General features: G+C 52.7%; 12 protein-coding genes. 1 reads left to right on the top strand and 11 read right to left on the bottom strand.

What is annotated here, in order from left to right; translation table 11 throughout:
- Positions 1 to 66: 66 nt before the first annotated feature.
- From IM700_RS19190 to IM700_RS19180, 3 genes are all read right to left on the bottom strand, one after another.
- Entirely contained in the window at positions 67 to 558 is a 492-nt protein-coding gene (locus IM700_RS19190; RefSeq protein ID WP_193417091.1) for a GNAT family N-acetyltransferase, read from the bottom strand.
- A gap of 48 nt (positions 559 to 606) precedes the next feature.
- On the bottom strand, positions 607 to 1,830 hold the full coding sequence (locus IM700_RS19185) for an MFS transporter (RefSeq protein WP_193417090.1): 1,224 nt from the start codon (positions 1,828 to 1,830) through the stop codon (positions 607 to 609).
- 119 nt (positions 1,831 to 1,949) lie between these two features.
- Positions 1,950 to 4,019, bottom strand: a complete 2,070-nt coding sequence (locus IM700_RS19180; protein WP_193417089.1) for a molybdopterin-containing oxidoreductase family protein — start codon at positions 4,017 to 4,019, stop codon at positions 1,950 to 1,952.
- Positions 4,020 to 4,323: 304 nt separating this feature from the next.
- Between IM700_RS19180 and IM700_RS19175 the strand changes: the two genes are divergently transcribed.
- Positions 4,324 to 5,214, top strand: coding sequence for a transposase (locus tag IM700_RS19175; protein ID WP_239484069.1), 891 nt, complete (start codon positions 4,324 to 4,326; stop codon positions 5,212 to 5,214).
- A gap of 354 nt (positions 5,215 to 5,568) precedes the next feature.
- Here the strand turns inward: IM700_RS19175 and IM700_RS19170 are convergent, their stop codons facing one another.
- The 8 genes from IM700_RS19170 to IM700_RS19135 form a co-directional block, all read right to left on the bottom strand.
- On the bottom strand, positions 5,569 to 6,408 hold the full coding sequence (locus IM700_RS19170) for a formate/nitrite transporter family protein (RefSeq protein ID WP_193417087.1): 840 nt from the start codon (positions 6,406 to 6,408) through the stop codon (positions 5,569 to 5,571).
- A 195-nt stretch (positions 6,409 to 6,603) separates the two neighbouring features.
- Positions 6,604 to 7,206, bottom strand: a complete 603-nt coding sequence (locus IM700_RS19165) for a TetR/AcrR family transcriptional regulator (protein ID WP_193417086.1) — start codon at positions 7,204 to 7,206, stop codon at positions 6,604 to 6,606.
- A gap of 91 nt (positions 7,207 to 7,297) precedes the next feature.
- Entirely contained in the window at positions 7,298 to 8,041 is a 744-nt protein-coding gene (locus IM700_RS19160; RefSeq protein ID WP_193417152.1) for an SDR family oxidoreductase, read from the bottom strand.
- 35 nt (positions 8,042 to 8,076) lie between these two features.
- Positions 8,077 to 9,000, bottom strand: coding sequence for an SDR family NAD(P)-dependent oxidoreductase (locus IM700_RS19155; protein WP_204801184.1), 924 nt, complete (start codon positions 8,998 to 9,000; stop codon positions 8,077 to 8,079).
- A 193-nt stretch (positions 9,001 to 9,193) separates the two neighbouring features.
- A complete protein-coding gene (locus IM700_RS19150; protein ID WP_193417085.1) occupies positions 9,194 to 10,555 on the bottom strand; it encodes an FAD-dependent oxidoreductase in 1,362 nt (453 codons plus the stop codon).
- A 360-nt stretch (positions 10,556 to 10,915) separates the two neighbouring features.
- Complete coding sequence (locus tag IM700_RS19145) at positions 10,916 to 11,719, bottom strand: (2Fe-2S)-binding protein (RefSeq protein WP_193417084.1); 804 nt, start codon at positions 11,717 to 11,719, stop codon at positions 10,916 to 10,918.
- Between the two features lie 14 nt (positions 11,720 to 11,733).
- Positions 11,734 to 12,597 carry an ABC transporter ATP-binding protein gene (locus IM700_RS19140; protein ID WP_155607620.1) on the bottom strand — a complete coding sequence of 288 codons (864 nt, stop codon included), beginning with the start codon at positions 12,595 to 12,597 and terminating at the stop codon, positions 11,734 to 11,736.
- 201 nt (positions 12,598 to 12,798) lie between these two features.
- Positions 12,799 to 13,692, bottom strand: coding sequence for a M15 family metallopeptidase (locus tag IM700_RS19135; protein ID WP_193417083.1), 894 nt, complete (start codon positions 13,690 to 13,692; stop codon positions 12,799 to 12,801).
- Positions 13,693 to 13,929: the final 237 nt, after the last annotated feature.

Here is a 13,929-nt window from a genome sequence, read left to right as displayed (position 1 = left end):
CCGATTTTTCTTCTTCTAAATATACCGATATCTTTCGAATAGTTCAATGCCTTAGAACTTCATCCGCTAAACCTTTCGCCACATGAAAATATCGTCGACATATTGGCCATCCAGCCAAAATTCTTCGACCAACCGTCCCTGCTCCACGAATCCGCAGCTTTCATAGAAGGCGACGGCGCCGGGGTTGCTCGCCAGTACGCGCAACGACAGCTTGCGAACGCCCCGTTCTGCCGCCAGTTGCACCAGGGCGTCCATCAACACGCGTCCGATGCCCTGCCGCTGGTACGCCGGGTGAATGGCGATGTTCAGCTCGAGTACATGGGCGTTGCTCGGCAGCGGAGTCGGCGGCTTGAAGCCGATGTAGCCGCCAATCTCTTCGCCGATAACGGCCACGATCTGGTTACCCGGCGGGCAGCTTTGCAGGTATTTCTCCCGCGACTCCCACTCCATTTTTTCCGCGGGGGTATTTTGGCGGTCCCAAACCAAGTTGTCGATTTCCATCAAAACAGCCGCGTCGCGCATTTCGGAGAGACGCGTCTGGATGTCACGAGGATTCATGGTATCCATCCCTTCGTCATAATTAAGATCGTAAGCTCTAGCTAGTTGTCAGGTCGTCAGTCCGGATGGCTCCGGACGGTCATCCCGGTTCATGGCGGCATGTACCAGGAACGAAACGACCGACAGCACCGCAATGCCTACCGCCAACCAAGCAACCGGAACCAATCCGTTCCAGTCGAACAGCAAGCCCATCGCATAAGGGCCGACAACCCGGCCTGCCGCACCCATCCCGCCGACCAAACCGAGGTAGAACGGGGCTGCTTTCCCTGTCCGATCGGAGATAAACGACGGAATGGCCGGCGAGATTAGCATCTCCCCGAAGGTGGTCAGCACCATCGCAGCCACCATGCTCGGATACGTATGGAAGCCCAATATCGTTGCGTAGCCCAGCATGTAGAATAACGCGCTGGCCGTCATTTGTGCTTGCGGAGAGCCGGCGAACGTGCGTTTCACCCACAAAATAAACGGTTGCCCCACAAAAATCAACAATCCATTCAAAGTCCAAAGAATGCTATAATTCCATTCCGGCATCCCTTGAGAGATCGTAAACGGCGATACGCCGTTATTCCAGATACAATTCCCGAGCCAGAGAAAGAACGATCCGACGCCCATAAACAGGTAGACGGGGTAGATACGCAGCAGCGACCAGACGCTTTGCCCATCCACCGATTTCTTGCGTTTCTGCACGTGCAGCTCGCCTTGGCTTTTTTGAACCTTGTTCAAATAAAACCAGAAAAACAACGCAAATGCAGCCGAAGTCACTCCATTCAAAATAAAGCTGAGGTCATACGAAATCTGCGCCAAAAACCCGCTGATCGCCGTCCCCAACGCCACGCCAATATTATTTGCCACATAGATGACATTAAACAGCTCTCCACGTCGCTCCGCGAAACGAAAGCCAATAAACGCCTGGATTGCCGGCATCGATGTCGCGTTGAAGAAACCAACGAGCAGCATCAGCAGCATGAACAAATGCCAGTTACCGCTCCCGTGAGGCAGCAGCAGCAGGAACAAGGCGTTCATAGCTAGTCCACCCACGATGAGTCGCTTCACGCCTAGTCGGTGATACAGGGCCCCTCCTAGCAACTGACCGGCGATCCCGCCAACCGACATAACCAGAATGACCAGACCGGCATCCGTCACGGTCCGACCTAGCACCTTGAACACAAACATCGTGACCAAAGGCCACATCAACGAACCGCCGGCCGAGCTAATCAAGCTAGCGACCAGAAACACCTTTACTTCCCGCGGATAGGACTGCAGCCATCTCATTGTTTTCTCCCCCTTTGCTGCAAGACATCAGCGTATGTACAAAAAAGGAGAGCCGACAGGGCTCTCCTGCTACCAGATTACAATAGTATCGCCTAAAAGTGTAGGCCAGGCAAGTACATCTATCGCCGCTTTACATCAACGACGGTGGAAAAAAATACCGCCCCGCCGCCCATATCGGCCAAACGGCCCGGAGTTAAGGCATTAGCGCGTGTGCGCGCACCGCCCTCCCGCTGCCACCATAGCCCTTGGCTGACGACCGTACCCGGCAGCATTTTGTCGGTCACGGACGCCTTGACGTCGTAGCTGCCACGGTCGTTCCACACCGTGACTTCATCGCCGTCCGTAATTCCGCGCGCCGCGGCATCTTCGGGGTGAATCTGCAGCAGCGGGCTTTTCTCCAGCGCCGTCAGCTTCTCTACATTGCCGAACGTCGAGTTAAGGAAGCTGTGGTTTGGCGGCGAAACGAACATCAGTGGATACGGCGTATCCTTGCCGGGACGGCGCTCGCCGTCATAACCTTCCACCAGCGGTACATAGGTCGGCAATGGCGGCAGCCCGGCCCGCTCCAGCGTGGCAGAGTATAGCTCAATCTTCCGCGACGACGTCGGCAGATGATCAAGCCAGGTTTGCTGCGGCTCCATGTTCAACTTTACAGCCCGTTGCTCCTTTAACTTCTCCAACTTGACGCCTTCGAGATACGGATTATGCCGGAACTCCAGCGCCTGCCGGATCATATCTTCTTCTGTGTCGCGGAATGCCTCTTCTTTGAAGCCCATCGTCTCCGCAAGCAGCTTGAACGTTTCAACGTTGCTTTTGCTTTCCCCCCTGGGCGCGATGACCGGCTCCTGGAGTTGAATATAATGATGCCAGTAAGAGCTGTATAAGTCCGTATTTTCAAAAGAGGATGTCGCCGGCAGCACGATATCGGCGTATTTCGTCGTGTCCGTCAGAAACAGATCGTGCACGACGGTGAACAAATCTTCCCGCAGAAGGCCCTGCTCTACCTTGCCCGTATCCGGAGCCACCACCGCCGGGTTAGAGCAATAGACGTACAACGCATGGATTGGCGGATCCAACGTCAGCAGCACATCCCCCAACTGGTTCATGCTCACCGTGCGAGCGCCCGGATTCGGTCGCAAGTCGGGACGTTCTAGCGCAGTCGCATTCATCTTGCCGTAAGCGCCGTTAGACTTGAAGGCGCCGCCGCCCGGCACGAGCCATTGCCCGGTAAGCGCCGGCAGACAGCTGATCGTGCGAACCGTCATGCCGCCGTTGTCGTGATGCTGCAGGCCATTGCCGATATGGATGTAAGCAGGCGAAGTTTCGCCGTACAGGACGGCCAGCTTCACAATGCTCTCCGCCGGTACGCCGGTGATCGCCGCCACACGCTCCGGCGTGTACTGCTTCACATGCTCGCGCAGCTCGGCATGTCCATGCGTGTAGCGTTCCAGGAACGCGTCATCTACCAGGTCACGCTCGAACAGCACATGCATCATCCCAAGCGCCAATGCCCCGTCCGTGCCGGGATGGAGCGGAATAAACCAGTCCGCCCGCTGTCCCGTCCGGTTCCGATGCACGTCGATCACCACAAGCTGCGCGCCTTGCTTGCGGGCTTTTTCGATCAGGGTGATTTGGTGCATGTTCGTGCTGACGAGGTTGCCGCCCCACACGATAATCAACTTCGCCTTGACCGTCTCTTCCGGGCTCGTCCCGCCGCCAAACCCCATCGTATATCTCCACCCCGCGTTGCCTGCGGAGTTGCATATGCCTTGCTGTAGCTGAGTAGCGCCTAAACGGTTGAAGAACCGCCGGTCCATGCCGTCGACACTCAGGATCCCCATGTTACCGTAAAAACTGTACGGCAGGATCGACTCCGGTCCGTGCTCTAGGATCAGCCCCTTGTAGCGTTTAGCGATCTCCTGGACCGCTTCCTCCCAGGTGATGCGTTCAAACTTCCCTTCACCTTTAGCTCCGACCCGCTTCAAGGGGTACAGCACCCGCTCGGGATGGTAGACCCGTTCCGCCATATTGCGAACCTTGTTGCAGATCGCGCCTTGCGTTATCGGGTGATCGGGGTTGCCGGTCACCTTAACGATTTTTCCGTTCTCTTTATGGAGCAGCAAGCTGCACGTATCGGGACAATCCAGCGGGCACACCGCGGGAAACACCCCGTTTGGTTCATGGATCATGTTCCACCCCTCCTGTCTGTAGCCTATTGTAAGGAAAAACGGCCCCCGGCGTAAACCCCCGGTGGGAAATTCCATTCGTATGATGGGCGGGTAGGCTCTATAGAAGATGCTGAAGTCCCTGAACGCCTCTTTTCATGATTATCCCTTTCGTTCAGATAGAGCCTGGGGTTAGCTGGTTGAAAGTCAATAATTCTGTGTTATCGCAAAAATTAAGCTTGCACCGAACATGCGTTTGGCATATAATGGAATTAGAGGAACATATATTCTCATTCACTGGGGTGGTTGCTTGAATATGGAGGTTAATATGGATATGATTCATCACCTATTCAATAAACACTATACGAGTGAGCAAGATTGCATGGATGCACTGGTTGCTGCGAAGTGGCCAACTGGCTTTGTCTGCCCTCGATGCGCTTATACCGGGTGCAGCCACCTAACCTCCCGGCATATTCCTTTATTTCAGTGTGAGAACTGCGGGCATCAAACGTCACCTTTGGTTGGGACCCTTTTTGAGGGAACGCATCTGCCCTTGTTGAAGTGGTTCCAGGCGATAGAGTTGTTTCTGCTTCCTGATGGTATCTCCGCAATGCGGCTGCACCAGGAGATCCGGGTCACCTACAAAACCGCTTGGTTGATGCTGCACAAAATACGCCATGCCGTTAGCGAATTTGATGCCCGTGAACGGTTGAGCGGAGACGTAAAGGTCAACTGCGATCGATATGGGACCAATCCGTCCCGTTGTCAGCATCCCAATCCGTTTGCTACGGCAGTCGTAACTGGTTGTACGGTGACGGAGTCAGGAGATCTGGACCAGATCAAAATTCACCTTTTACTACATAAACGGGGCACTGGGAATAGGGCAACCCGTCATGAACTCGCCGCTTTCATCAACGAGCATGTAGATGTCGAAACATCCACAATTCATGCGTTCCCTCTAGCCTATAAACTGTATTCTCCCTTGCGAAAAGTAGTGAGAGACGCTTGGAGGTCGCTGACGAGTACATATTTAGCTTTGGGACCAAAGTATCTGCAGGCTTATCTGAATGAGTACACCGTACGCCGCAGGTTGCAATTGCCTGGTTCAACGAAGGCAATGCGTCAGCAATTATTAGCTATGTGTGTGGCGACTCCTGCAATTTCTTATTGCCAACTGATCGCACGTCAACCAAAACACCCTTTTGCGATTGCGGCCTGATTGAGACGCTTGAACCTTGAGAGTTGTTTAGACGCGGAACTTCTTTACCCATAAGTTTCATTATCCGTCCGCTGTTCTATCTACTTGTTTCTTTACTATTGCTGCTCTACCTATTCGTTTCTATACCTATTGCTGCTCTATGGATCTGCTTCCTTACGATCTATTTACTCCACCAAGATTATCTGATCCAATTTCTTTGCCTACTGATCCAACGGGATAATCGTGCAAAGGGCCGAAACAACATGTACTGGCCCGGATACCACCCTCCGTGATCTAATACTCTCCCCTTTAGCAAAAAAACTGCTCCTCCAAATGGAGAAGCAGTTAATAAAGCCTGTTGATTGCTTATTCTCGTTATTTGGTTTTGCCTACCGTCGCGGACGGAGTTGTTGTTGCATGCTCGGCAGCCGGAGCAGCCGTTTGCCCTTTTTCCTTCAAATAGGCAGCCCAATATGCCGCTCCCACGAAGATGGCGCCGCCGGTCAAGTTGCCCAGCCATACGGGCACAAAGTTCTTCAAATATTCGCCCCAGGAGAAATAGCCCTCAAAAATAGCCGCCGGAATCAGGAACATGTTGGCGACCACGTGCTGGAAGCCGATGGCCACGAAGGCCATTGTCGGAAACCAGATTCCGAGTATTTTGCCGCTCATGTTGTCTGCGCCGTAAGAGAGCCATACCGCCAACGCAACCAGCCAGTTGCAGCCTATGCCAGACACAAATGCTTGCAGGAAGCTATCATCCAGCTTGTGGCCGGCCATATCAACCAGTTTATCGAGATAAGGTCCGCTGGCCGTCAAGCCAACCACATGTCCAAAAAAGTATGCGACGAATAAAGCACCCACAAAATTGCTTAAGGTAATGAGGACGAGGTTCTTGAACATTTCCCCTGTGGAAATTCGCCCCGCCATCCGTGCTAGCGGCACAGCCATCATGTTGCCGGTCAAAAGCTCCCCACCGGCCAAAAGTACGAGAATTAATCCGATAGGGAATACCGCCGCGCCGATGAAGGTTGCGAAACTACCCCACTCTGCCGGAGCACTGCTGATGACGCGAATATCGAGCAAAAAACCGAGCGCTATAAACGCCCCGCCCAAAAATCCGAGAATAAGTACGGTCAACAAAGGATTATGCGCTTTTTTGATGCCATTTTCTACGGTTACGTCAGCAATTTGCGCAGGTTTATAGTAAGCCATGTTCTAGTCTCCTTTATAAGTAGATCCGTGTCTATTGTAGCGTGCCGATTAATCTTGGATAAGTAACAAAGATCACGATAACGTTTTCATATGGTGAAATATTTCACACATCTAAAGGAACAGCTGTGATCATGCAATAATAAGAAAGACCCTTCCGATCAAATCGGAAAGGGTCCCTTAAATCTGCGCTGATTACTAGTGCGATGGTACGCTGGTGATGCCGCCCAAGAGCAGCCGCCATACGGCATCGAAATCCGCATCGATCCGCTCATTCGTCCATTGGCGAAAATGTGCGGGATGGTGAAAATGCAGGAACGCCAAGAAGATCGCCCTAGCTGTTTCCCGCGGCTCCAGCGCTTTGAATTCTCCCGCACGGATGCCTCCTTCGATAATCGTGGTAATTTGCCCGATCAAATGGTCCAGGTGGGCTTCGATGATTTCAGCGGCTGACTCGGTAACGGCCGCATACATGGCAAACATCTCGGGATCGTCGCTGGCATAGGTTCGCTTGCAGCCGATCAGCGTTTGCAGCCATAAACGTAATCGTACGGAGTAGCTCCCGTCCGTACCGTTCGCAATGTCTGCAAGGGGTTCGGCGATGCTTCGCGTCAGCCAACGATCTGTCACAGCTTCGCGAAGCGAGGCTTTGCTGGAGAAATGCCGATACAACGTACCGTGGCTGACCTGCAGCGCACGCGCGACATCCAGCACGGAGGTTTTATCCGGTCCGAAGCGCCTTAGCACCTGCTCTGCGGTGTCCAAAATCTGTTCTTTGCTTAAAGGCAGCTCGTTGCTCATTTCATTCCTCCTCCTCCCCGTTTTTTCCTACTATATCAAAATGGTTCTAAAGTGACAATGATACGATTCTGTCAATTGTGATTCGCCAAAATCAGATGAAGCCGCCATTGACGCGAATCGTTTGTCCTGTAACCCACCCGGATTCCGAACTTGCCAAGAACATGACCACGTTCGTTATGTCCTCCGGTTCAGCCAATCTCCCGAAAGCGTTCATGCTTCCGACGTTTTTGATTTGCTCCGGTGTTTTCCCGGCCGTAAACAGCTCCGTATTCACGGGTCCCGGACCAACCGCGTTAATCGTAATGCCCTTCGGTCCAAGCTCCTTAGCCAATTGGCGCGTCAATTGCTCCACTGCGCCCTTGGTTGCCGTATAAGAGCTGTAAGCCGGAAACATTTGCCCCGTTACGGATGTGGAGAAGTTAATGATGCGTCCCCCCTCGCTCATATGCTTCATAGCTTGCTGGGTGGCGAAAAAGGTACCCTTCACGTTGATGGCGTACTGACGATCAAAGTCCTCTTCCGTGATGTCTTGGAGCGGTTTCGTAATCATAATTCCAGCGTTATTGACCAAAATATCCAATCGACCAAAGATATCCGACGTCTCCTGAAACAGCTTCTCCAAGTCCGGCAACTTGCTGACATCGGCTTGTATGGCGACGGCCTCCCCTCCCTCAGCTTGAATGCCTTTAACGACTTCCTCCGCTTGATCGAGGCGGGTGGCATAGTTGACGACCACCTTCGCCCCGCTGCGGGCCAATTGCTCCGCAATATTCCGGCCCATGCCTCTTGATGCTCCCGTAACCAATGCGACTTTCCCATTCAATAATTGATCCATCATTTTAAATTCCTCCTATATCGTATTGTTATCAATTAATTCTGAGCGCTCTGCGCAGTTTTGATGTGCAGCAGCTCGCCAAAGCCCAGACGGTTCATGAAATTCTCCTGCGCCCGACGAGCCGCTTCATTGACTTCCTCGACGCCCGCATTGGTGAAATCGACCACGCTTCGGAACGGACGAGTGCCTTCCGGCAAAGCAAGAATGCGGGCGATTTCTTCGCCTACCGCTTTAGGATGCGCATCCACTCCCGGCGTGAACAGCCCTGAAGTCGCTTCCTCGTTGCGCTTTACCAGCGGATCCAACGCGGCATAACCCGAGCTCCGCTCAACATCGCTCGCGCGGCTGGCATTCGGGAAGTGGTCGGTCCCCTGGGTAAACGGACCCGGCATGACGATCGTGGTCTCGATACCGAACTGCCCTACCTCGTAAGCAGTCACCTGGGCAATGGCGTCCGCGGCGAACTTGGAAGCTACATAAGGTCCCATGAAGGGTGGAACGACCACCGAAGTGGTGCTGCCGACATAAACCAAGGTTCCCGACCGACGCTCGCGCATATGCGGAAGTACAGCACGATTTACCCGTTGGATGCCGATCGCGTTCACGTCAAAGAGATGTTCGATATCCTTTGGGGTAAACGCTTCTACGTAACCGACGACTAAATGACCCGCGTTATGCACGACGACATCAAGCTTGCCCGCCTCCCTGAGAATCGTAGCGACCGCAGCTTCAGCGGAAGCTTCGGATTGAACATCGAGTTCCACGCCTCGAAGATCTAGCCCGTTGCTTCGCCCATACTCCAGCAACTCCTCGGCATGACCGGCATTTCTTCCCCCGATATTCCGCATGCTGGCATAAACCGTGTGGCCCGCATCGGCTAAGGAACGGGCAGTCAAATTTCCGATTCCCGTGGAAGCACCCGTGACGAGAACAACTTGCTTCATCGATTCCTTCTTCATTTTTATCATCTCCTCTTTTTGATGACTTGATTATATGACAAACATATTTCAGATATCAAGTATCAATTTTTATTTTTTGTCATTCATCTCAGTCGGCTTGTTATCCACCATATAAAAAAGCCGGTCCTAGAAGGCGTATGCCCTCTTTGGATCGGCTTAGTTGATCATCAAATGGAGAATCTAGGTTACTAGCTTAAACGTGAGCGATTTCCCGCTTCGGGACTTCCGGCAGCGCCCCCAAGCCCGCGCTGTTCAGGAAATTCCAAGGTTTGTTGTAATGCGGCTGGAAGAAGAAGTCGACGAAGGCGAGTTCTTCCATTTTCATGCCGTTTTGGATGCACACCGAGATCGTATTCATCGACTGGGTCAGGTCCACTTTCGACATGATTTGCGCCCCGAGGATCCGGCGGGTGTTCTTCTCGTAAACCACCTTCAGCATAACCGGTTCGTGGGTCGGCATGAATTCCGGCCGGTAGTTATCGGTAATCATTACCGCTTCGGCCTCCAGACCGGCATCCTTCGCCGCTGTTACCGTCAACCCGGTCCCCGCGATATTATCTTCGTAGATTTTAATCCCCGAGGTGCCCTGAGTGCCCATATACTTCACGGTTGGCGTTACCAGGTTTCGAGCCACCAGCGTACCCATGCGAACGGCGTTCGTGGCCAACGGGATATACGCATGCTTGCCGGTCGGATTATAAAATACCGCACAGCTGTCTCCCGCCGCATATACGTCCGGCTTGCTGGTGCGCATGTATTCGTCTACGATGATTGCACCATTGCCCAGCATGTCGACTTGCCCCTTTAACAGCTCCGTGTTTGGACGGAATCCGATGCACATAATCACGAGATCGGCGGCGTACGCGCCTTTGTCGGTGATCACCTTAGCTACTTTGCCGTTCTCCCCTTCAAAGCGCGTAACCTTTTGGCCTAAGGCCAACTCAATCCCATGCTCGCTAAGCGATTGTTCGATCTTATCCGTGTATTCCGGATCCAGGTATTTGCTCAAAATGCGATCCTCCGCATCAATCAGCGTCACTTGCTTGCCGTTCAACTGGAACGCTTCAACAAGTTCAACGCCGATGTATCCGGCCCCGACCACCACAATATGGTTGGCTTGCTGCGCTTTTTCAATGATCGTGTTGGAATGGTTGAAATTTTTCGAAAGCACGATATTCTCTAAGTCGCTTCCTTCGAACTTCGGAACAATCGGCCACGACCCGGTCGTTACGATCAGCTTGTCGAACGTATCTTCGAACACCTCACCGGTCTCCAGGTTGCGAGCTTGAAGTGTTTTAGCGTCCGTATCGACCGACACTACCTCGTGAAGCATTTTCGTATTTACACCAAGTTCGGCCAATTGCTGTGGCGACGAGTAGAACAATCCCTGCGGATCCTGAACCATCCCTCCGACATATAACGCAATGCCGCACGACAGAAAAGAAATGTTGTCGTTCCGTTCATATACGGTAATTTCCGCGTCCGGGTAAAGTTTGGCTGTATTGACGATCGCTGCCGTGCCTGCATGGGTACATCCGATAACTGCTACTTTCATGACTTCTTCCCCCTCCAAATTCACTGCTCGTTTTGTATTTTGTCATAATCAACTCAATATTTGTGAAATTCATCACTTATAAATCCATTTACTTGTGAAATATTTCACCTCATGTCCCTTATTATAGTGTGACATTTTTCACATTGCAAGAGGTAAAAGATACTTTTTAAAAATTTCACAATTTAAATTATAGGTTTCCCTATTTGGGGGTTGATAAGCTGGAAGGTTGAGGAGATCGATTTTTGGATAAAACAAAGCACCTGGTCGGAACCTCCTGAATGGTCTTCAGGTCTGCCAGGTGCTTGCTTGCTAATCATATCCGCGATGATCATATGTAAATGTAATGTCATTACGGGTGAGTTACTGTGCTTGGACTGAGGTAAGTTGTTTTCGTATTTCGGCGTATTTAGCCTCCCGCTCCGACTTGGAGAGTTTAGGACATCCGTAGCAGTAGCCATGGTCCGTCTCCGTCCGGTAAGCCAGACAGCAGGTTGGCTTCATCGGCGATTTCTCACCCGGCCGATAGGGGTCATCAAGCAACACTTCTTTGACGAGATAGGGATTGCGCTTCAGACCAAACTCCTCTGCTGACAGTTGCTTCACAAGCTCGTAATCTTCCAGGAGCCGAGAACGCAATATGTCATCCTCAAGACGATCCGCCAGGGAGCGAACGTAGAATTGAACGCCAAGCGGCAACTGCCCCCATAATTGAGCTACCGGCAACCCTGAGACCGCAGCGATTCTCTCCATTACAGGGCGCAGCACCTCCCCGTAAAAACGGCAGAGTTCGCCTCTCTGCCAGGACGTACGATCCCCCGCTGGCCACGGTTGCTCCGCCTGATCGTTCAGCACAAAATAAACCCAAGGGAACCCGTTAACCATCACGAGTTGAATCGTTAGATTTTCCAGCGAAATTTGGATCCTGCTCGCCGTTACGGATACCATGTACTGCAGCGCCGCACACACGACCCGCCAGCTCGTAGCGAAATAAGTAGCCGATACCTGAAGGTCAAGTCCCTTGATCTTCTCCTGATACAGTTCCAAAAAAGAAACTAGCTGTCCACGATCCAACAGCTTTGCTGCAGGCATCGTGAACAGCGCGTCCGTTCGGTTCTGCGTGACGATTCCCAATTGCTGCTCCAGCAGCTGATAATCTAAGCGCATTTTAGCTTCCTCCGCTATAGGAACGAGACCACTTTAGGTGAAGCCTCTTCCGGTCCATCGTTTTTGCCTTTGCGGACTTTGCCTTCAGATGCAGCCTTATACAGCTCATAAGGGAGACAAAGCGGCACACCGCTCCGCGGATCGGTGACGATATCCGCCTCGATACCGAATACATCGCGCAGCACTGGTGAGGTCACAACCTCTTCCGGTGTACCGGTAGCAACTGCCTGGCCTTGTTTAATTGCGATCATGTAATGGGCATATCGGGCGGCATGGTTCAAATCATGGACGACCATCACGATCGTCCGATTCGAAGTATCGTTCAGCTCCTCTAGCAACTGCAGCACTTCCAATTGGTGAGCCATATCCAGGAATGTTGTCGGCTCGTCAAGGAACAGGATATCCGTTTCCTGCGCCAGCGCCATTGCAATCCAGGCCCGCTGACGTTGACCGCCGGACAACTGCTCCAGGGCGCGGTCGCTGAATTCGCCCATACGGGTTGCTTCGATCGCCCAATCCACGATCTTCCGGTCCTCGGACTTCAGACCGCCGAACCCTTTTTGATGCGGAAAACGCCCGTAAGAAACGAGCTCATAGACCGTCAGCCCCTCCGGGGCGGTTGGATTTTGCGGAAGTATGGCCATTTGTTTGGCCACTTCCCGCGTCGACTGCTTATGGATTGACTTACCGTTCAGCAGCACACTGCCGGACTTCGGCTGAAGGATCCGAGCCATCGTTTTCAAGACCGTCGATTTACCGGAGCCGTTCGCTCCGACCAACGCCGTGATTTTCCCCTCGGGAATCGAAATATTTAAGTCTTCGACAATCAGACGATCCTCATAAGCAATGTCCAGATGCGAAGTTTTTAAGGAGACCATGGCACTCTTCCTTTCCGTGTCCAACTGAATAACGGCTTCATCGTAAGTTCATTTAAATTTCATCATCTTAAAGATACTGATAATCATTATCATCTGTCAACTGTTAATTTGAGTCGGGTGAATTCGGCTGACCGTAAAATCAAAAAAGACGCCTTCAGGCGTCTTTTCCTTCATAGCTCACGGCCCGGGTGGTGTAAGAAGTTACTGACCCGAAACCGGTACGGCATCATAGTACTCTTCCAACGTGATGTCCCGTTCTCCGATGTCAGCTGCGATCTCTTTCCCTACATAGCGTAGGTGCCATGGCTCATATTTATAGCCGGTAATGTCTTCCTTACCTTCCGGATAACGAATGATAAAGCCGTATTCGGTTGCATGGTCCGCCAGCCAAGCCGCTTCCTTCGTGTCGCCGAAGCAACTTTCCGCCGCGCATTTGCCGTCGCTGCCCGAAACGTCGATTGCCAGTCCTGTCTCATGTTCGCTATGGCCCGGCACCGCGCTGTAAGTCTTAGCCAGTTCCTCGCCGTCCTTCTCCACATAACGGTTAAACAGCGCCGTTTGTGTACGATGCGAGCGGTACGCCGACACGCCTGCCAAATAGACGCCGTCTTTCTCGGCTCCTTCGAACAACTCCTCAAGCGCTGCCGCAGCCTCTTTGCGCATCATACGTTTCTCAATTTTGTCTTTAAACGTGAATCGAACGTCTGGATAAATCAGATCCTTTGGTTCGTAGTCGTCTGGCAGAGCAAACTGTTTGTTAATTAACACAGCCACGCTCTCAGAGTCGGTCATCGCAGCTTTGTCCCCTCCGCTGCCCTTATCCGAATCGGCAGGGTCCGGAGCTTGATTGGCGGAATTCCCGGTTTCGGCATTGCTGCCGTTGGCCGCATTATTCCCTTCCGGCGCCTGATCATCCTTAGCGCCTCCATCGTTCACGGCGCCATTCTCCGAAACATTATTTGAGCCGGCTGCGTTTGTACCGTTCTGAACTGGCGTCTGCGGTGCGTTTGCCGCTTGATTCCCGCAGCCCGCAAATACGACTGCCGCTAGCAATAGAGCAATCGTTGCGGTTACCGCGCCTTTCTTGCTGTACATCCTGGTTCCTCCCCTATGGCCAGTGCCCTGTCATGACGTATCAAGAGGCACCTCTGTAGTTGTTCCTTGATCCTATCCTTTTAAACGCATTAGGCGAGCAAGAAGTTACATGGAAAATAGCGGGGGCGCCGGCTACCGCCCCCGGCGCCCGCGCCCTCCGTCGCCGCGTGCGTTTTGACCGCGGCGGTCCGGCCCTTGCGCGCGCGAGGCGCCTCCGGCGGAGCCGCGCTGAGCGCG

The organism is Paenibacillus rhizolycopersici, from assembly GCF_014947195.2.
Lineage (GTDB): Bacteria > Bacillota > Bacilli > Paenibacillales > Paenibacillaceae > Fontibacillus > Fontibacillus rhizolycopersici.
Note: the sequence above shows the minus strand (reverse complement) of the source record. Positions and strands in the feature narration are given on the sequence as shown.